We start from the raw sequence: 18,891 nt of genomic DNA, 5'->3' as shown, positions 1-18,891 counted from the left end.
CTGATTAAACGCGAACTGTAATACAGACTTCTCTCTCCCCAATACGTCTGTTTCCGCACCTGAATTTCAATATTGTATTGCACCCCAAAATCATCTTTCGCCAACACATCTAACACGATTTCTTTGGCGTGTAGGTCTTCACCGGAGATATTGGGATTGAGAATATCAGTGATGGTAATCGGCGGTTGATCGTAGCGGATGCTGTTAATCAAATCCGACAGCAATTCCGGTGATTGAGCAAAGAGACGTTTGAAGATGTAATCGTTCTTCGGGTCGAGCAATGGCAACATGGTTGGGGCAGAGACGGAAAGTAATACAGATGATTATAGTAGGGTGGATAAACGCAGTGCATCCACCCAAAAAAATATGAAGCAACCAAATTAAAAATGGTGGGCACGAAACCGTGCACACGACTGATCTATTTGTAGTTGTCCTTAATCTTCCATCTGAATGCGCTATCCTTGACGTTTTTCTCGGTTGGAGCCAAGCATGGCCGCAAGTTTGTTTGCCTTGTTGGATGATATTGCGTCATTGATGGACGATGTCGCTGCACTTTCAAAAGTCGCTGCACAAAAAACCGCTGGCGTGGCTGGTGATGATCTGGCAGTGGGGGCAAATCAAATGCAAGGCCTGCCACCCCATCGCGAATTGCCGGTGATCTGGCGAATTACCAAAGGCTCGTTGCTTAACAAGCTGTGGTTATTAGTCGCACTGTTAGCGATTGCTTATTTCTTGCCAGCGTTAATCACCGTGTTGTTGATTCTTGGCGCAGCCTATTTGGCTTTTGAAGGGGCAGAGAAAATCATTGAAAAGTTTTTCCCTCATGCCCACGACAACGAAGACACCACTCCACAAACAGAAGAAGACAAAATTCGTGGTGCTTTACGGACCGACCTAGTGTTATCCACCGAATTGATGGTGATTGCTATGGGTGCTGCTGGCGATAGCAGCCTAGGGACCAAAGCCGGTGTCTTGTTTGCAGTTGGGATTGGGGTAACATTTGTTATCTACGGCATCGTAGCGTTGATTATTCGCTTGGATGATATGGGATTTGCTTTGATGCAACGTAGTAGCACGACTGCACAACAGTTTGGCCGAGTGTTGGTGAACAGCGCCCCAAAAATTTTGCGCGTGTTGGCAGTGGTTGGCACTGTGGCGATGTTCTTAGTCGCGGGTGGTATTGTGGTGCACGATATTCCCGTCATTCACCATGCCGTTGAACCGGTAATCCATGCCCTCGGTACGACCTTGACCGAGGCCTTGGTCGGTGTTGTCTTTGGTTTAATCTTAGTTTTGTTCAAAACAGCATTCAGTACCGCAAAACGCCGCTTAACGGCCTAAATTCCGTTCCTATATTGATTGCCAGTCTTTCTTGACCAAAGGCCGCTCGACTCGCTTAGCCGCATCGGGCGGCTTTTTATTTTGCATGTAATGACTGTTGTAATTTTCACAGTGCAGACTCCACTTGTCGCTGTCTTAAATGACAAATCGGATTACACTCTTGTTGCACTGCAATATGCAACAGTAAAATATCAACAAAAACAGTTAATTAAATACCTAGATGTGACAACATAGGGGAGGTTGTTATGCTGAGCCGATTTGGAATTGCCACGAAGCTTAATGTATTGCTTTTTGCAATGATTGTGGGGGTGATCGCCATTGCTGCCCTGACCTTAAATGCCAAACGGGTGGCGATGTTTGAAGAACGTAAAATTCAAATTCGCACTGCTGTCGAACTCGCGGTGGGCGTGGCGCAATATTTCGAGGAAAAAGCCCAACAGGGCGAAATGACTCGTGCACAGGCGCAAGAATTAGCAAAACGTGCCATCGGCCACCTACGATACTCCGGCAAAGAGTATTTCAGCATCTACGACATGCACCCACGCATGGTGTGGTATCACGATCCTAAACTGATTGGCAAAGATCTATCGGCTTTAAAAGACCCGAACGGCAAATATCTGGTGATAGAAATGCGCGATGCAGTGCAAAAACAGGGCGCTGGTTTTGTTGAGTACCTATGGCCACAGCCAGGTAAGACTGAGCCGATTCCTAAAGTAGCCTATGCCGCAGGGTTTGCCCCGTGGGGTTGGATTGTAGCCTCGGGTTTGTATTTCGAGGACTTAAACGCACAATTTATTGCCGATGCCCAAGTGTTGTTGGCGCAAATTATTGGGGTGGCGTTGGTGATGGGCTTGCTGACGTTGTGGATTAAAAACCAGATTGTGCGCCCTATAAAAACGCTGGAAAGCGTGATGCACACAGTTGAGCGTGAGCATGATTTAACGGTTGAAGCACGGCTGACACACCAAGATGAACTGGGCAATATGGCCAAGGCGTTTAATAGCCTAATTCGCCATATTCGTGAGGCAGTATCGGCAGTCAATCAAAACAGCCATGAAGTCAATCAACGCGCTGGCGAAGTTGCCAAGCAATCGACCACCATTCACGATATTACGGTGCAACAAGGGCAAGCTGTACAAGCCTCTTCAGCAGCATTAGAAGAAATTAGCGTCAGTATTCAACATCTCGCTAGTCAAATTGAACATTTACGCGCCGTGGCGACCGATAGCCGAGCAGGGGCAGATGCAGGGGTGGGGGCATTGAGCACCTTGCAACAAGATATTGATTTAGCCCATTCCAGCCTCAGTGGTGAATTAAGTCGCGCCACCAATCAACTCGGCCAAGATATGGCAGCGATTACCCGCATGACCTCGGAAGTGCGCGATATTGCCGACCAAACCAATTTATTGGCATTGAACGCGGCGATTGAAGCGGCTCGCGCCGGTGAAATGGGGCGTGGTTTTGCCGTGGTTGCAGATGAAGTGCGTAAGCTGGCAGAAAAATCGGCGATCTCGGCTGGGCAAATTGATGACATTACCCGCCGCCTAGTCGATCAATCCTACGCCATGCAAAATCATGTGCAAGAAGGCTCTGAACATTTGTCCTCTGGACAGCAACATATCGAGGCAGTGGGCAATATTCTGCGCAATACCCACCAAGCAGCACACACCACCGAGCAACAAATCGCCGAGATGGCAAGTGCGCTGAATGAACAGCACATGGCGGTGCAGCAATTGGCACAAAAAGCCGAATCGCTGTCTGCCTCGGTGTTATCACATCAAGATCTGATCGATCATGGTGTGCAAACTGCCGAGGGGCTTCGTGAATTATCCGAGGGCTTATTACAAACTGCTGCCCGCTTCCGTGTGGCCTAAAGTGTTGCACTTGAAGCGAAAACAGGGGTTTGCGGTTGCCGAGAGGGGCCTAACTGACTTAAAATCAACGGCTCAACTATTTTTGTCAACCCTACCGCAAAGGACAGGTGCATTTCATGCCCAACATCCGCGTGAAAGAGAATGAGCCGTTTGAAGTCGCGATGCGTCGTTTCAAACGATCAATCGAAAAAACTGGTCTGTTGACCGAACTGCGCGCTCGCGAGTTCTACGAAAAACCGACCACAGAGCGTAAGCGCAAAAAAGCAGCTGCCGTGAAACGTCATTACAAACGTCTGCGCAGCCAAACTTTGCCGCCTAAGCTGTACTAATCTCGGCTCGTTTGACTCGGATGGAAACCGCAGGCTTGCCCTGCGGTTTCGCTGTTTTTAGATACTGCCATTTCTCCCTCTTGTTAGGCCAAGGAGCGCCCCATGAGCTTAAAACTCCAAATCAATGACGATATGAAAGCTGCGATGAAAGCGCGTGATAGCCAACGATTGTCAGCGATTCGCTTACTACTGGCGGCAATGAAACAAAAAGAAGTCGATGAGCGTATCGAACTTGACGATGCAGCCATCACGGCCGTTATCGACAAGATGTTGAAACAACGTCGCGATTCGCTCAGCCAATATGAAGCGGCGGGTCGTGCTGATTTGGCAGCCAAAGAGCAAGCCGAAATTGATGTTCTCACCCAATACATGCCGACCCCGTTAACCGAAGCAGAAATTGATGCCCTAATCGAACAAGCCATCACCGACAGTGGTGCCAGCGGTGCGGCAGCAATGGGCAAAGTGGTTGGTTTGGTACGTCCGCAAGTGATGGGACGCGCAGACATGGCGCAGGTGTCGGCTCGGATTAAAAACCGTCTTGCACAGTAAGCGATTCTCTCAACGGCAGGTGTGGCGATGATTCCACAGGATTTCATCGACCGTTTATTGGATCGTGTGGATATTGTCGAGGTTGTCGATCGACAAGTCCCTCTAAAAAAAGCAGGCCAAAATTATGTGGCCTGTTGTCCATTTCATCGTGAAAAATCGCCTTCGTTTTCGGTCAGCCCACAAAAACAGTTTTACCACTGCTTTGGCTGTGGTGCGCATGGTAATGCACTGACTTTTTTGATGGAGCATAACGGCATGGGGTTTGTGGATGCCGTTCATGCTTTGGCCGAACAGGTGGGTATGGCGGTGCCACAAACCGACACCACGCCGGCACAACAAGCGTCTGTCGCTCGTCAATACAGCCTACAAGACTGTTTATTACAAGCTGCCCGTTTTTATAAGTATCAACTCAAACATAGCCCCACCGCGATTGATTACTTAAAACGGCGTGGGGTAACTGGCGAAATCGCCGCGCGTTTTGCCATTGGCTATGCCCCAAGTGGCTGGAATGCCTTGCAGGGCGTATTTGAAGATTATCTCAACCCCCAGCTTGTCGAAGCGGGACTGTTAGTAAAACGTGAAGATGGCAGCCGCTACGACCGCTTTCGCGAGCGAATTATGTTCCCGATTCGCAACCGAAAGGGACAAATTATCGCCTTTGGTGGGCGTGTCTTAGGCCAAGGTGAACCGAAATACCTCAACTCACCAGAAACCCCTTTATTTGAGAAGGGACGTGAGCTATACGGATTGTTTGAGGCGCGACAGGCGATTCGTGAGCATAACTGTGTGTTGGTGGTTGAGGGATATATGGATGTGGTGATGTTGGCACAACATGGCATTGACTATGTGGTTGCCACATTAGGTACTTCGACAACCTCACACCATATCCACAGCTTGCTTAGACAGACCGACCATATCGTTTTTTGCTTTGACGGCGATGCCGCTGGGAAAAAAGCGGCTTGGCGAGCTTTAGAAAGTAGCTTGTCGCAATTACGCGATGGTAAGCGGGTGTCGTTTCTGTTCTTGCCACCTGAACATGACCCTGACAGTTATGTCAGAGCATATGGGCAAGCCGGATTTGAAGCCTATTTGCAGCAACAGGCGGTGCCGTTGTCGGCCTATTTATTGCAAGCATTGTTACAACAGCAAGGTGAACACCGCAGTGAAGAAGGCCGCGCTGCCTTATTACAACAAGCGATGCCGCTATTAAAAGCCATCGCCGCGCCGGCATTGGCTACTTTATTGCGGCAACGCTTTGCCGAGCAAATTGGTATGCCGGTGGCGGAATTAGAACGGCTTTTGGGGATCAAACGAGCTTGGGTTGGGCGAAAAGGGCAGTTTACGGCGCAACCTGCGCCCCAAATCACCTATTCTTTACCACAGCGGGTATTGCGTTGGCTGGTGTTGTATCCCACATTAGCTCATAGAGTGCCGGTGGAAGAATTAGCGTGGCAAGAAGCCACCGAGGATGTTCAACAATGTATTGCCTTATCAGCACTTATCCAAAGTTTGCCCCATTGCACTACTACTGGGCAGCTGATTCAAGGCTTACAACAACATCCTTTGGCCCAGCCAGTATTGGCGGTGTTACATACTTTACGGCCAGAAAGCGACCCCGAACAACATGAGTTGGAATCTGAGTTTGATGCTGCGATTGCTGCGCTGTTATCACGCTCGGCGCAACAACGTTTAGAACATCTGAAACGGAAAGATCGCGAAAGCGGTTTAAGCCGTGAAGAACAGTATGAAATGGTACGGTTGAGCATCGAAGTGCAGGGTAAGCGCTGATGCGACAAGCGTTGTGATATAATCTGATGTTTTTTCAGCCTAATTTGGGCAGGATGAAAAATGGCGGCCATTCCTAGCAATGACAAGGATCTCGACCTCAATTCGCCGGTTAACACCGAAACAGCCGACGAACAGCGCAAACGCCTACGGCAACTGATTGCGCTTGGTAAAGAGCGGGGCTATCTCACCTATTCCGAAATCAATGACCACCTGCCAGACGATGTGTCTGATGCAGAACAAATCGAAAACATTGTCAGCATGATTGCTGGCTTAGGCATCCAAGTCTGTGATGAAGCCCCCGATGCTGAACAGCTCTTGATGTCTGATGCCACCCCCGCCGTGGCAGATGAAGATGCAGTTGAAGAAGCCGAAGCGGCGCTGTCGACCGTTGATGCTGAATTTGGCCGCACAACCGACCCTGTGCGTATGTATATGCGTGAAATGGGTACGGTGGAATTGCTCACCCGTGAGGGCGAAATTGAAATCGCCAAACGGATCGAGGAAGGCCTCAAGCACATGATTATGGCGATCTCGGCATGTCCGGGTACCCTGTCCCAAGTGCTCGAATTGGTCAATCGCATTGAGCGTGATGAGTTGCGTGTCGATGAAGTAGTGGACGGTTTCGTCGATCCTAACGCCGAAGTCAACGAAGAGAGCGAATTCACCGAACCGCCGGAAGCCGACCCTGAGGCGGATGAATTAGCCGTCGACGAGGAAGATGAAGACGAAGAAGGCAATGCTGCAGCAGTGAGCAATGCCAATTTGGAAGAGCTGAAGCAACAAACGATTGAGCACTTCACGACCATTCGTGCTTTGTACGACCAACTGTTGGCAGCATTGCGTCAACATGGCATTCATAGCAAAGCCTATTTGAATGTGCAGCAAGAAATCAGCAATCAGTTTATGACTGTGCGCTTTGCGGTGAAACAGGTTGAACAGCTCTGTGAAAACTTACGCAGCAGCGTGGATGAAATTCGGGCTTTAGAACGCGACATCCAAGATATTTGTGTGAATAAAGTCAAGATGCCGCGTGAGCTATTCCTTGCCACCTTCCCTGGCAATGAAAGCAATCCGAAGTGGGTCGAAGACATGATCTCGACGGGTAAGCCTTTTGTGCCCACCCTCAATCGCTATCAACATGCGGTGATTGAAAAGCAATTTAAGCTGGCCGAGCTGCAAAATAAAGCCATGATTCCGATTAAGGAATTGAAAGAAATCAATCGCCAGATGTCCACCGGCGAGGCAAAAGCACGCCGTGCTAAACGCGAGATGATCGAGGCTAACTTGCGTTTGGTAATTTCGATTGCTAAGAAATACACCAACCGTGGTTTGCAATTCTTGGACTTGATTCAAGAAGGCAATATCGGTTTGATGAAAGCGGTGGACAAGTTTGAATATCGCCGTGGCTATAAATTCTCGACTTACGCCACATGGTGGATTCGCCAAGCGATCACCCGCTCGATTGCCGACCAAGCACGTACCATCCGTATCCCTGTGCATATGATCGAAACCATCAACAAGATGAATCGCATCAGCCGCCAAATCTTGCAACAGACCGGTCAAGAACCCGATCCGGCGATGTTGGCGAAAGAGATGGACATGCCAGAAGATAAAATCCGCAAAATCATGAAGATTTCCAAAGAGCCTATCTCGATGGAAACCCCGATTGGTGATGACGATGATTCGCACTTGGGCGATTTTATCGAGGATGCCGCCACCATGGCACCAGCCGATGCGGCGATGTATTCTGGTTTACGCGAGGCAACCCGCGAAGTGTTGGACACCTTGACGCCACGCGAGGCGAAAGTCTTGCGGATGCGTTTTGGTATCGAGATGAATACCGATCATACCTTGGAAGAAGTGGGGAAACAGTTTGATGTGACACGGGAACGTATCCGTCAGATTGAGGCAAAAGCCTTGCGCAAACTCCGCCATCCTACCCGCTCGGAACGGTTGCGTAGCTTCCTCGATTCTGAACCCGGCGGTAGCATGCCAACCCAGTAAGCACTAAAAAAGTGGCAAGTTTTCTGCTATACTCTTCGCCACTTTTGGGCCTCTAGCTCATGCTTGGTTAGAGCAGCGGACTCATAATCCGTTGGTGCCGGGTTCGACTCCCGGGGGGCCCACCAAAACAAAAAGCCAACCTCAAAGAGGTTGGCTTTTTTCATTACTTATCGATTTAAGCTGTAATGGTAAAATGTGTTTCTGCGAGAGCGGGTAAATTTGGAAAACTACCAATTAAAACAGCTGGAATTGCCCCAGATCCATCCTCATCATAAAACAATTCACCAGCAGTTGCATCATAGAGAAGACGATGATTAGCCGTAGTAGCGACAGTTCCATTAACAAACATTGCTGGAGTTACTACACCGGTAGCAGTAAACCCATCAAATAGCTTATTCGATAATTGGATAGAATCATCTGCAGTATTAAAATCAATGATAGTATCTACATCTGCTGGAGATAATACAGAGAAGTTTAAAACAAAAATATCTTTACCATTTCCACCCGTGATGGTATCTACACCAAGACCACCAACCAGACTATCATCTCCAGCGCCACCAATTAGGCTATCATCCCCCAGGCTACCTAATAGGGTATCGTTTCCTGCTCCACCATAAATGGTGTCGTTTCCAGCAGCCGCATCTATTAAATCTGCAAGAGGTCCCCCTTGAATAAGGTCATCACCAATTGTAGTAATGGCCATATTGGTAATATTTAGAGCGTCATTCCCATATATATCTTGAATTGCATCATTTTCAGGGCGATCATCTAAATCATTTCGATAACTTAACAACACTGTTCCGCCTGCCAGTGCACTGGCAATCGTAACTTTTACTTCTTTATCAACTACTGAGACAGAAGAAACAGTAACGGGGTTTCCATCAACAGTAATGGTGAAATTATTAATAGATGCAGTTCTTTTAGCAAGTATCTCATCATAAGTTAAAGTTAGAATTTTTCCATCGCTTGAATTCTCAACTTTTAATAAAGTAGGGGGTGTATTGTCAGTATTGATGAGAGTTGATTGATTGCTCACTTTCAAGGGAGTACTGATATCACTTGCATCATTACCTATCAAGTCTTGCACAGCTGAATTGGTTGCACTGCTATCAACAGAAGGCGCTTTATAGCTAATCCAAACTGGCTCAGCAGCCTTAATTGTTGTATCTACACTGACTTGTACAGTGTAGCCAGACACATCAACCTTAGTCGGTTTAATTGTATTGATTAAACTACCAACAGCGACAGAAAATGATTCCTTTCCTGCTGTTTTACTGGCTAAAGACTCATTGTAATAAAGAATAATGCTCTTGCCATCGCTAGCTACTTCAGCAGACTGTAATATAGGCGGTTGATTATCTATACCATTTGCTGAATCTACGGGTGTATTCGGTAAAATATTTTGTGGCGTTGCTGAGTTAATCAATTTAGTTAAAGCTGATCCGGTATAAGATCCTTTAATAATGGTTGGGTCACTACCAGACAAACCATTTGGAATGTCGTTGTAACTGATCACTATGATTTTTGCTAATGTTGATAAATCATTTGCAGTTACCACTCGATTATTTACATCAGTAATAATTTGTGCCAAAGCATTGGCTTTTGCTGCTGAAAGCACGGTTCCTATCTCACCTGCTGATTTTTGTATTACCTGAGTAACAAAACTAATGTCTGTTAAGTTAGCATTTTGATTTAATAGTGTGTCAGCTAATGCCTTGAAAACAGAGATAGTCCGATCTGGCACACCAAAACTAATCACTGCTGTGGTTTGTAAAACCAAATTCATTACCTGTACTATTTTAGTATAAACAGAGAATGCCTGTTCTTGTTCTAATTTTGGTGCAGTACCTTTTGCAATAATTGTTACCGGATCATAGCTTAGTAAGTCAATATTACTTGCAATACCTAATGCAGATTTGACTTTATCAACGGCATTTGCCAAGTTTTGATCATTTTTAGCTGCCAATACCATATCAGCTAACGTTGTTAAAGGTGTAATAATTGTACTGCCGATTGGTGCAGATAAAACTGCTTTAAAGGGTTGACCTGTGATTATATCAATACCACCAGAAACAATAATTTTTTGACTATTCGATAAACCAGTTAAAGGTAAGGTGATTTCACCAAAGCCATTGGTAGTTCCATTCCATTCGCCAGAATCTCTAATTCGATTGTTATTATTATCAATAAAAACCGTTGCTCCAGTTAAATAACCATCAGCCACCTTAATAGTCATTCCAGAAGTTTTAATATCTTGAGCAAGAATATCTAGTCCTTTTTCTGCTGTTTGATATTTTCCGTTGGAAAGAGAAATAGACTGTAAATAATTTCCAGTCATTTCTTTAACGCCGGATAAATTAAGCAAAGAAGCCTTACCTAAACCTTTTAATTCATCGAGTAAAAACTGTGCAGCTTCTGCACGATAATTTAGAACAGTAGAAGCATCATCTTTTCCCATTACATAGTAGGTGAAGAGGTTGCTCCATTCGTCTTGATTTTTCCCTAATAAGCTATAGGCTTGGTCGGCAACTTCTTTGACAGATAAATCTTGCCCAGTGCCTTGTAAAACAACTTGTTTGAGTAAGGTATTAGTGCCCAGACCCCGAGCCAGAGACGTCATGTAGCTATCAATTAGATTTTTTAATGCTAAGAAATCATTCTTTTGTGGGCCTAATGTTGCTTCTAAGACAGCTAAATCACTGTCACTTGCTGCGGTACCTGTTGCAAGAATAAAAACTTTTTGTAGAAGGATATGCAAGGGATTAAAAGAGGCCATAACAAGGGCTCCACAGAGAAAGATTGAAATTACTACGTTTTACCATTCGTATAGTAACTGATTGTTTACCCTGTGTGCGGCAGGCCGCGCCGTTCAGGTGCGAGGAAGGGTAGTGCGGACAGCGTGGTCGTCCTTGTCTTTCGGTTTTAGTCCAGTAGGGTAGGCACCACTTTGTACCTACCATATCCAAAAACGGCAAAATACCACCGTCCGTAACATCAAACCACCTCGCCCTGATTTGGGTGTGGTGGTCTTTTTATGGCGTGTTTTCCGTATGTTGCTTCATTCCCTTGGTAGGAACAAGACCTGTGCCTGCTCTACCTGACCGATCTTTTTGAACCTGTAGAGAGCACAAAATCGGTGCCTATCCTACTGATTTAGAAATCGCCGCCCACTGTGGCAAAATACAGCACCCTCCCAAACCAACGATTCCCATGAAAATAGCGTTTTATATTATCGGGTTGGCTTTATTGGCCCTATTAGTACCTTTCTTCCTGCCTAGCACACCACCGGCACACACCGATCACCCCAACCAAAATCTACCGTGGCAAATCACTGTGGATGCCCAAGGCCACAGCACCGTGTTCGGCCTAACACCAAGCCGCAGCACCTTGGCAGATGTCCGACAACAGCTCGGCGAGGATATGGAAATAGCGATTGTTGCTGCACCGGGTGAAGTGGGAGAGGTTGAAGCCTATTACAGCCAAGTCTCACTTGGTTTTGTCATGGGACGAGTGATTTTCACCCTCGATGCTACCCCAGCCACCATCACCGCAATGCGCGACCGCGCCTTAAAAGCGGAGCATATGGAAAGCAGTACCAAAAAAATTAGCCTACATCCGGAAGACCTCGCCAAAGCCAACTCACTCCCCATCCGCGCTATTGGTCTGATTCCCAGCGCGAATTTAGATGAGGCAACGGTGTTGCAGCGTTTTGGTGCACCGAAAGAACGGATTACCGTTGGGGAAACCTTGACGCACTTTCTGTACCCAAATTTAGGGTTGGATGTCGTGCTCGACACCAAGGGCAAAGAGGTATTGCAGTACGTCGCCCCCAAAGATTTTGAAACGCGCATCCGCGCGCCACTGTTAGCGACGCAAGCGAAACCGCAACCATAAAAAAAGCCAGCTCTTCCTCGCTGGCTTTTTTTCTTGCTCAGTCCTCACCCAACGCTGCTAACAATTCCGCCTGATGTTCGGCGATAAGGGCGTGGGTGAGTTCGTCTAAATCACCATCCATCAAACTATCCAACTTATACAAAGTCAGGTTGATGCGGTGGTCGGTCATGCGGCCTTGAGGGTAGTTATAGGTCCGGATGCGTTCTGAGCGATCTCCTGATCCAATCAGGCTTTTACGCTCGGCGGCTTCTTTGGCTTGTTGCTCACGGCGCTGAATATCGTTAATCCGCGAAGCCAACACCGCCATCGCACGGGCTTTATTTTTGTGTTGCGAACGGTCGTCTTGGCATTCCACCACAATCCCCGTTGGCAAGTGGGTAATCCGCACCGCAGAGTCAGTCTTGTTAATATGCTGACCACCGGCACCACTGGCACGGAAGGTATCAATGCGCAAGTCGGCAGGGTTGAGGTTCACCGCTTCGAGCTCGTCGGCTTCTGGCATCACCGCCACGGTGCAGGCGGAGGTGTGAATCCTGCCTTGAGTTTCGGTGGCTGGCACACGTTGTACGCGATGACCACCGCTTTCAAACTTCAACCGCGAATACGCACCATAGCCTTCAATACGGGCAATAATTTCTTTAAACCCACCTAAATCCGATTCTGACGCCGACACAATCTCGACTTGCCACCGTTGCCGTTCGGCGTAACGTGAATACATCCGGAACAGGTCTGCGGCAAACAACGCCGCTTCATCCCCACCCGTGCCAGCGCGAATTTCTAAGAAGATGTTTTTTTCGTCATTCGGATCGCGTGGCAATAAAGCCTTTTGCAATTCAAGATCGAGGGCTTCGATACGGGCTTGGGCGGCATCAATTTCATCACGGGCAAACTCCCGCATCTCAGGATCGTTCAACCAGTCTTGGGCCGCTGTCAGATCGGCTTGGGCTTGTTTCCACTGGCGATGGGTTTCTACCAACGGGGTCAACTCGGCATGTTCACGAGTTAACTTGCGAAAACTGTCCATGTCCGCTGTGGCGGCTTGCTCACTCAATAGACAAGTGACTTCTTCTAAACGGTCGGCCAGTTGGTCCAGTTTTTGGGCAATAGAGGGTTTCATAAAATCGTTTTAATCCGGATGAAGATCGTACAAACGCGAAATCAGGCTAAGCATCTGTTCTCGTGATTCGCCACGGGCTTGGTTGAGGGCGGCGGTAGGGGGATGAAGTAATTTATTGGTGAGCTGCTGTGAAAAGGCTTCGAGCACAGCACGCGGGTCTTCACCACGCGCTAAGCGTTTTTCGGCAGCGGCAATCGCATGACGGCGAACCCGTTCGCCATGATCGCGCAGCGCACGCACCACCGGCACTACTTCACGCGCCGCCAGCCAATCCAAAAAGGCATGGGTGTGTTCAACAATAATGGCTTCGGCTTGTTCTGCTGCTTGGCGGCGAGCATCGCGCCCCGCTTCGACAATCGAAGCCAAGTCATCGACGGTGTATAAAAATACATCGTCCAGTTCGGCCACTTCGGCTTCGATATCGCGTGGCACCGCCAGATCTAACATAAAAATCGGTTTACGGCGGCGGACGCGCAAGGCCCGTTCCACCATGCCCTTGCCTAAAATTGGCAGCTGGCTGGCGGTAGAGGTGACTACCACATCATATTGCGGTAGATGTTCTGGGAGATCAGATAGGGCAATGGCGCTGCCTCCAAAGCGTTCAGCCAGTGCTAGACCGCGTGCCACAGTACGGTTAGCAACACACAAGGCAGCAGGATTTTGTGCGGCATAGTGGGTTGCCACCAGTTCAATCATTTCACCCGCGCCGATAAACAAGACTTTGACTTCCTGAATCGAAGGGAAGATCTGTTCTGCCAGCCGCACCGCCGCCGCCGCCATCGACACCGAACTAGCCCCAACGGCAGTTTGGCTGCGCACAGTTTTCGCGACCGAGAAAGCGTTTTGAAACAGATGATTGAGCAAAGTGCCCAGTGTGCCGGTGTTTTCTGCTACCCGCACCGCATCTTTCAACTGGCCGAGGATTTGCGTTTCACCCAACACCATCGAATCCAAACCACAGGCGACACGGTAGGCATGGCGGGCGCCTGCTTCGGCATCAAGCAGATAGAGATAGGGCTCGATTTCACTGCGCGGCAATTGGTGATAATGCGCCATCCAGTTAAGGGCAGCATCGATATCACGGCTATTGCAATAGATTTCAGTGCGGTTGCAGGTAGAGAGGATGACCGCTTCTGTCGCTGTGTGCGTCGCGATCAAGCTTTCGAGGGCGTCCGGCACCGTCTCGGCAGGAAAAGCCAATTTTTCCCGCACCACTAATGGCGCGGTTTGGTGATTAAGCCCAAGGGCAAGCAGATGCATGGAAGAGACAGCGCCAAAAAAAGGGAGCTATTTTAACTGGGATTGGCAAGCCTGTGAGCCTGCCGATGCGATGTGTTTAGGGCGATACCATACCGGTTTTTGGGTCGAGGTATTCAAATAAGGTATGCACTTTTAAGACCCCTGCCGTTTCACTGGCAATACGGGCGGCGGTATTACCTTCATTTGGCGTAACCAAACCCAATAAAAACACCTCACCACGTTCCGACACTACCTTGACGTGATTCGGTGCAAATTCACGGTTTTCTAACATCCGTGTTTTGACTTTAGTCGTCAACGAGGTGTCATTCAGCCGATTGCCAAGGGTTGAGGGAGGGGCAATCACCAATTCGTTAAACACACGGCGCACGTTTGGCATGCCACGGGCAATCAATTCAATTCGTGCTTTACTGGCCGCATCGGGCGCTTCACCTGTGAGCAAAACCGCCCGATTGAAGCTGGTCACGTTGACATGGGCGTCCGGCTGTTCAGCACCCACTTGCTGCCCAATTTTCACTTCTAGCGTTTGGTCATCCACATACGCACCGGATGACCGGCGGTCTGAACCGACTAATAAAGCACTACCAGCGGCACCACCGGCAATCAAGGGCACACAACCATGAAGAAAAGGGGCTAGGGTGGCAACGGTAGCAAGTACCACAATCGAACGCTGTATTGTCATTGTTTATTCCGATCCCAAAAGCATATAGTCAATACAATCACACAAGGCATGAATCAACAAGATATGGACTTCTTGAATGCGGGCCGTGCGTTGTGCTGGCACGCATAAGTTGACATCATCGCCCTGCAAGAGATGTTGGATTTTGCCGCCATCACGACCCGTCAAAGCGATAACGGTCATTTGTCTTTCATGGGCGGCATGAATCGCCTCGATCACATTGGCCGAATTGCCGCTGGTTGAGATGGCTAACAACACATCACCACTTTGCCCAAGGGCACTGACTTGTTTTGAGAAGACCAAATCAAAGTTGTAGTCGTTGCCAATCGCGGTGAGGGCGGAGGTATCAGTTGACAGCGACAGAGCCGCCAATCCGGGGCGCTCTTGTTCAAAACGGCCCACCATTTCTGCTGCAAAATGCTGTGCATCTGCTGCCGAGCCGCCGTTACCGCAGGCGAGAATTTTGCCCTCGTTCATTAAACAAGCCAGCATCCGTTCTGCGGCGATAGCAACCTGTGGCGCTAAAATATCCATCGCCAATTGTTTCACGGCAATGCTTTCTACAAAGTGGGTTTGTACCCGTTCTGTCAGTTCCATACCTGTCCTACAGTCAAAAGTGCGGCTATCTGCTGTTAAAAGAAAATATTTTGCAGCCAAATGGGGGCTTGTTGCCCTTGTATCAACACAGCATCAAAACGACAAGGGGGCGTGTGAGACAAGCGCTGTAAATAATATTGCGCGGTGAGTGAAAGTTTACGTTGTTTTGCCGGTGTGATGCTGGCCATTGCACCACCATAACGCGCACTGCGCCGATAGCGCACCTCGACAAATACCAGCGTTTGATGATGCTGCATGATAAGGTCGATTTCTCCAAGCCGACAGCGCCAATTGCGTGCAATCAGCACCAATCCTGCCGCTTGGAGATAGGCCAAGGCCAGATCTTCTGCCTCATTCCCGCGTTGTTGTGGTGTCGGTTGCGCTGTCATCACTGGACGGAGGGGGTGTGGTGGCGGTTAAGGTGTGCAAGGGCAAAGTACGCTGTAACTGTTGTTCACTATTCAGTTGCAACTCTCCCGTGACCCCAGCAAAGGCCGTATTCAGCGGTTGACCTTGTGCCAGCCGCAAGGCCACCCGCCATGCATCAATGCCCAATGCGTATAACCGTTCTGTGCCATGAGTCAGATGCTCTTTGGGGCGCGGATAGCGTTGCACCACCGGCAAGTCAGGTTGGGTAAGCCACGGCATATCGACCACTTGAATACCCGCAAAATGGCTGGGGCGTTGGTTGTCGTGTAGCTGTGAGGTGGCATAACGCGAGTTGCCCTCGGCGAGGGTAGGAAGTTCTAACGCGGTTTGCTTATCCACTGCTAACACCACGCTGTCGTAGTCGCTAGGTGTTTGATTAAGCGGCAAGGCAGAAATAGTAACGCTCTGTGTCCGTTGCTTTTGCCATACCTGACTGAAGGCTTGGGCGCTGCGTTGGCCGAGTGGGCTACCATCGCGCACCACCAGCGGTTTTTGTTTACCTTGTTTGATGAGATGAAATGCCAGCTGTTGGGCTTCACCCTCCACCGCTAAATTCAGCGAATACAAAGTGCGCGGTAGGGTTTTTCCCTCAATGGTGTTCAAGGCCAGCGTGGGAATGGGGATCGACTGTTTCAACAATTGTTGAATATGTGGCCGCGCCAATGGGCCAATCACCACCTTGGCACCGTCGCGGAGGGCTTGTTGATACTGTGTCAACACATTCTGATCATCAGTATCGTAGCGCACCCACTGTGCACTGCCATCACGCTCTGCTGCCGCTTGAATACCATCCAAAATCACTTTTGCTGCCTCGGCCAAGGGGCCGGTTTGGGCTGGCAATAAAATAGCAATTTTAGGCTGGCTCAAATCGGGCTCTGGCGGGGTAACAGCCATCTGATGCGTCATAGGCAAGCTGGTTGCGGTGATGGGCAGCAGCGGTGCTGCATTCAGTTTGGTGATATAGTCTGCCGCCGCACGGGGCTGTGCTATTGCCCCTGTGTGCCATCCTAAACCTAGGGCCAGCCCAATGAGGCTGATGATTGGAGCTCGTCTGTGCATTCGCCGCTCTTTCAATTATTTACTGACGCGCAAGCATCGCTGCAAGGCAGCACATTATATGTGGTGGCTACCCCAATTGGGAATTTGACTGATATTGGTGTGCGCGCCTTGGCGGTTTTAGCTGCGGCAGATGTCGTGTGCGCCGAAGATACCCGAGTGACCGGCCAGCTACTGCGCGCTTATGGGATTCATGTGCCTACCTTGGTCAGTGTGCGCGAACATAATGAACGCGAACAATGCCAACGCATTATGCAGTGGTTACAGGAAGGGAAAAAAGTGGTGTTGGTGTCCGATGCTGGTACGCCAGCGATTTCCGACCCAGGCGCCCGCGTGGTGCAAAGTTGCCATGAAGCCGGTTTGACCGTCTGTCCTATTCCAGGCCCCTCGGCTTTAACCACGGCGGTGGCTGGCGCAGGGTTACAGGCAGCTCAGGTATTGTTTTACGGTTTTCTACCGCCGAAAATGGTGGCACGACAAAAACTGTTGCAAGGTTGGCAGCAAGTCGATTATGCCGTGGTATTGTATGAAGCGCCGCATCGGATTGTGGATTGTCTGCAAGATATTGTGACAGTGTTGGGTGAACAACGGCTGTTGGTATTGGGACGAGAATTAACCAAAACCTTCGAAACCTTACGCCGCCTGCCTGCGGCAGAACTATTAGCTTGGGTGCAAGCCGATAGCAACCAACAGCGGGGAGAATGTGTGCTGATCATTGAACAAGCACCGCCCCGTGCTCAGGCTGACGATGGCCTAACGGCGGAACAACAGCAGCTATTACAGACCTTGGTACGCGCAGTGCCGACTAAACAAGCGGCACAATTAGCCGCAGAATTAACCGGTGTGAAACGCAAACTGTTTTACGACTATGCGCTGCAGTTGAAAGCGCAAGACGATGATGCCGAGTGATAATTTAACGCCGATACAGTAAAGACCGTGTTGTGATGAGCCTTGCCCTTGAACGAATTACTACGCAATACATCGAAGCCGAAGACCGCATTCGGTTGTCTGGTTCAACCAGTGATGGCCGCAGCCAAGTATTGTGGTTAACACAACGCCTGTTATTGCGGCTGTTGCCACGCCTATTGGATGCCCTACAGCCAAGCGCCGCCACCACTCGCGTAGCCACACAACAACCGCAGGATGAATGGCAAAGCTGGTTGCAAGCAGCGGCACGCGACAGCCTGCAACAACAAGCGCCCGTCCCCACCGAGAATGCACAAGCAATTTGGTTAGTCCATGCCATCAATTTATCGTTATCACGCGAGGCAGTGCGGGTGGCGTTTTGTGATGAAACAGGGCAAGAACGCGCTGAATTAACCATGAACCCGACGGTGTTGCGGCAGTGGTTATCGATTGTGTATGAAGGCTGGCGCAAAGCAGAATGGCCAGCCACATTATGGCCGGCGTGGATTCGCCCTGATGCCAGCCCAGTGGTGGATAAATCGCTGTGGCACTAGGATTAGGTCGTTTTCAGGTATTTAAACGTCTAGGCGAGGATAGGGATCGAACCGCTTCGCCCTTGATTGGGTGGGGCGTTTTTTTTTGGGATGAGATTGGTAATGGGTTTAGTGGGCAAAAACTACCCTACCAATCTAACCCTCGAAAATATCCTCTAACCGCTGTGCTTGCGTTAACGACACTCCCCACTGCTGCAACTGCTCCGGCGTTGCCGCCCGTAACCGCGACAACACCCAATCCGGCAACGGCTGACCAAACCGCGCTTTGATTAACGTCTGGACGAGGGTTCGCATGGCTTGTATACCTTCTTCTCGACCTTCTTCCCGAGCCGTAATGATGTCGGTGTTGTAATCCCACACTGCCCGTTGCCTAGCAATGGCGCGCAGTTGTTCTTCTTTCGTTTGGCTCAGGGTTTCTAAAGAGCGTAGTGCAGTCACCACTGGGGTATGTGTCAGCTGTGCCATGATGTGTTGCTCCTGCCAATGTTCAAACAGATCGACCCAATTCTTTAACGCT

18 protein-coding genes and 1 tRNA gene are annotated in these 18,891 nt (G+C 49.2%); 10 read left to right on the top strand and 9 right to left on the bottom strand.

Annotated elements, in window-relative coordinates; genetic code table 11:
• On the bottom strand, window positions 1–290 hold a 290-nt coding region (locus tag G465_RS0110050; RefSeq protein ID WP_022654337.1), incomplete at its 3' end, for an Rpn family recombination-promoting nuclease/putative transposase.
• A 199-nt stretch (window positions 291–489) separates the two neighbouring features.
• On the opposite strand from G465_RS0110050, the gene G465_RS0110045 reads away from it, so the two are divergent.
• The 7 genes from G465_RS0110045 to G465_RS0110015 all read left to right on the top strand — a co-directional run bounded on the left by G465_RS0110045 (window position 490) and on the right by G465_RS0110015 (window position 8,010).
• Window positions 490–1,341 (top strand): DUF808 domain-containing protein, encoded by an 852-nt coding sequence (locus tag G465_RS0110045; RefSeq protein ID WP_022654336.1) that lies wholly within the window; start codon window positions 490–492, stop codon window positions 1,339–1,341.
• Window positions 1,342–1,586: 245 nt separating this feature from the next.
• Window positions 1,587–3,215, top strand: a complete 1,629-nt coding sequence (locus G465_RS0110040; RefSeq protein ID WP_022654335.1) for a methyl-accepting chemotaxis protein — start codon at window positions 1,587–1,589, stop codon at window positions 3,213–3,215.
• A 116-nt stretch (window positions 3,216–3,331) separates the two neighbouring features.
• Complete coding sequence (gene rpsU, locus G465_RS0110035; RefSeq protein WP_022654334.1) at window positions 3,332–3,544, top strand: 30S ribosomal protein S21; 213 nt, start codon at window positions 3,332–3,334, stop codon at window positions 3,542–3,544.
• A 102-nt stretch (window positions 3,545–3,646) separates the two neighbouring features.
• Window positions 3,647–4,093 carry a GatB/YqeY domain-containing protein gene (locus G465_RS0110030; RefSeq protein ID WP_022654333.1) on the top strand — a complete coding sequence of 149 codons (447 nt, stop codon included), beginning with the start codon at window positions 3,647–3,649 and terminating at the stop codon, window positions 4,091–4,093.
• Window positions 4,094–4,120: 27 nt separating this feature from the next.
• Window positions 4,121–5,881 carry a DNA primase gene (dnaG, locus tag G465_RS0110025; RefSeq protein WP_022654332.1) on the top strand — a complete coding sequence of 587 codons (1,761 nt, stop codon included), beginning with the start codon at window positions 4,121–4,123 and terminating at the stop codon, window positions 5,879–5,881.
• Between the two features lie 60 nt (window positions 5,882–5,941).
• Window positions 5,942–7,885: an RNA polymerase sigma factor RpoD gene (gene rpoD / locus G465_RS0110020; RefSeq protein WP_022654331.1), complete on the top strand. Its 1,944-nt coding sequence runs from the start codon at window positions 5,942–5,944 to the stop codon at window positions 7,883–7,885.
• A 46-nt stretch (window positions 7,886–7,931) separates the two neighbouring features.
• Window positions 7,932–8,010, top strand: a tRNA-Ile gene (locus G465_RS0110015).
• A gap of 50 nt (window positions 8,011–8,060) precedes the next feature.
• Here the strand turns inward: G465_RS0110015 and G465_RS15140 are convergent.
• The gene (locus tag G465_RS15140; protein WP_022654330.1) at window positions 8,061–10,661 is read right to left on the bottom strand and encodes a SwmB domain-containing protein; all 2,601 of its coding nucleotides are present in this window, start codon (window positions 10,659–10,661) and stop codon (window positions 8,061–8,063) included.
• Window positions 10,662–11,095: 434 nt separating this feature from the next.
• Here G465_RS15140 and G465_RS14385 point away from each other — a divergent pair, with 434 nt between their 5' ends.
• On the top strand, window positions 11,096–11,779 hold the full coding sequence (locus G465_RS14385) for a hypothetical protein (protein ID WP_022654329.1): 684 nt from the start codon (window positions 11,096–11,098) through the stop codon (window positions 11,777–11,779).
• A 37-nt stretch (window positions 11,780–11,816) separates the two neighbouring features.
• Here the strand turns inward: G465_RS14385 and prfA are convergent, their stop codons facing one another.
• The 6 genes from prfA to G465_RS14380 form a co-directional block, all read right to left on the bottom strand.
• Entirely contained in the window at window positions 11,817–12,896 is a 1,080-nt protein-coding gene (gene prfA, locus G465_RS0110000; protein ID WP_022654328.1) for a peptide chain release factor 1, read from the bottom strand.
• A gap of 9 nt (window positions 12,897–12,905) precedes the next feature.
• Window positions 12,906–14,156, bottom strand: a complete 1,251-nt coding sequence (gene hemA, locus G465_RS0109995; protein WP_022654327.1) for a glutamyl-tRNA reductase — start codon at window positions 14,154–14,156, stop codon at window positions 12,906–12,908.
• Window positions 14,157–14,232: 76 nt separating this feature from the next.
• The gene (locus tag G465_RS0109990) at window positions 14,233–14,835 is read right to left on the bottom strand and encodes a BON domain-containing protein (RefSeq protein WP_022654326.1); all 603 of its coding nucleotides are present in this window, start codon (window positions 14,833–14,835) and stop codon (window positions 14,233–14,235) included.
• A gap of 3 nt (window positions 14,836–14,838) precedes the next feature.
• Window positions 14,839–15,429: a phosphoheptose isomerase gene (locus tag G465_RS0109985; RefSeq protein ID WP_022654325.1), complete on the bottom strand. Its 591-nt coding sequence runs from the start codon at window positions 15,427–15,429 to the stop codon at window positions 14,839–14,841.
• Between the two features lie 35 nt (window positions 15,430–15,464).
• Window positions 15,465–15,818 (bottom strand): YraN family protein, encoded by a 354-nt coding sequence (locus G465_RS0109980; RefSeq protein WP_022654324.1) that lies wholly within the window; start codon window positions 15,816–15,818, stop codon window positions 15,465–15,467.
• A complete protein-coding gene (locus G465_RS14380) occupies window positions 15,781–16,917 on the bottom strand; it encodes a penicillin-binding protein activator (protein ID WP_022654323.1) in 1,137 nt (378 codons plus the stop codon). Before G465_RS14380 ends, G465_RS0109980 begins: the two co-directional genes overlap by 38 nt.
• Here G465_RS14380 and rsmI point away from each other — a divergent pair.
• The gene (rsmI, locus tag G465_RS0109970) at window positions 16,912–17,823 is read left to right on the top strand and encodes a 16S rRNA (cytidine(1402)-2'-O)-methyltransferase (protein ID WP_022654322.1); all 912 of its coding nucleotides are present in this window, start codon (window positions 16,912–16,914) and stop codon (window positions 17,821–17,823) included. The two genes, G465_RS14380 and rsmI, sit on opposite strands and share 6 nt — an antisense overlap.
• A 35-nt stretch (window positions 17,824–17,858) precedes the next feature.
• Entirely contained in the window at window positions 17,859–18,374 is a 516-nt protein-coding gene (locus G465_RS0109965) for a hypothetical protein (protein ID WP_022654321.1), read from the top strand.
• A 135-nt stretch (window positions 18,375–18,509) separates the two neighbouring features.
• Here G465_RS0109965 and G465_RS0109960 read toward each other — a convergent pair.
• Window positions 18,510–18,891 (bottom strand): hypothetical protein (locus tag G465_RS0109960; protein ID WP_022654320.1); only part of this gene is annotated, 382 nt, incomplete at its 5' end.

It is taken from the genome of Aquaspirillum serpens DSM 68, assembly GCF_000420525.1.
Taxonomy (GTDB): Bacteria; Pseudomonadota; Gammaproteobacteria; order Burkholderiales; family Aquaspirillaceae; genus Aquaspirillum; species Aquaspirillum serpens.
Note: the sequence above shows the minus strand (reverse complement) of the source record. Positions and strands in the feature narration are given on the sequence as shown.

Bases quoted from the DNA above. Each gene is read 5' to 3' on its own strand.
- G465_RS0110045 (WP_022654336.1), top strand. From the start codon at position 490: ATGGCCGCAAGTTTGTTTGCCTTGTTGGATGATATTGCGTCATTGATG.
- G465_RS14380 (WP_022654323.1), bottom strand. From the start codon at position 16,917: ATGCACAGACGAGCTCCAATCATCAGCCTCATTGGGCTGGCCCTAGGT.
- G465_RS15140 (WP_022654330.1), bottom strand. From the start codon at position 10,661: ATGGCCTCTTTTAATCCCTTGCATATCCTTCTACAAAAAGTTTTTATT.
- prfA (WP_022654328.1), bottom strand. From the start codon at position 12,896: ATGAAACCCTCTATTGCCCAAAAACTGGACCAACTGGCCGACCGTTTA.
- rpsU (WP_022654334.1), top strand. From the start codon at position 3,332: ATGCCCAACATCCGCGTGAAAGAGAATGAGCCGTTTGAAGTCGCGATG.
- G465_RS0109990 (WP_022654326.1), bottom strand. From the start codon at position 14,835: ATGACAATACAGCGTTCGATTGTGGTACTTGCTACCGTTGCCACCCTA.
- rpoD (WP_022654331.1), top strand. From the start codon at position 5,942: ATGGCGGCCATTCCTAGCAATGACAAGGATCTCGACCTCAATTCGCCG.
- hemA (WP_022654327.1), bottom strand. From the start codon at position 14,156: ATGCATCTGCTTGCCCTTGGGCTTAATCACCAAACCGCGCCATTAGTG.
- G465_RS14385 (WP_022654329.1), top strand. From the start codon at position 11,096: ATGAAAATAGCGTTTTATATTATCGGGTTGGCTTTATTGGCCCTATTA.
- G465_RS0109985 (WP_022654325.1), bottom strand. From the start codon at position 15,429: ATGGAACTGACAGAACGGGTACAAACCCACTTTGTAGAAAGCATTGCC.
- G465_RS0110040 (WP_022654335.1), top strand. From the start codon at position 1,587: ATGCTGAGCCGATTTGGAATTGCCACGAAGCTTAATGTATTGCTTTTT.
- dnaG (WP_022654332.1), top strand. From the start codon at position 4,121: ATGATTCCACAGGATTTCATCGACCGTTTATTGGATCGTGTGGATATT.
- G465_RS0109965 (WP_022654321.1), top strand. From the start codon at position 17,859: ATGAGCCTTGCCCTTGAACGAATTACTACGCAATACATCGAAGCCGAA.
- G465_RS0109980 (WP_022654324.1), bottom strand. From the start codon at position 15,818: ATGACAGCGCAACCGACACCACAACAACGCGGGAATGAGGCAGAAGAT.
- G465_RS0110030 (WP_022654333.1), top strand. From the start codon at position 3,647: ATGAGCTTAAAACTCCAAATCAATGACGATATGAAAGCTGCGATGAAA.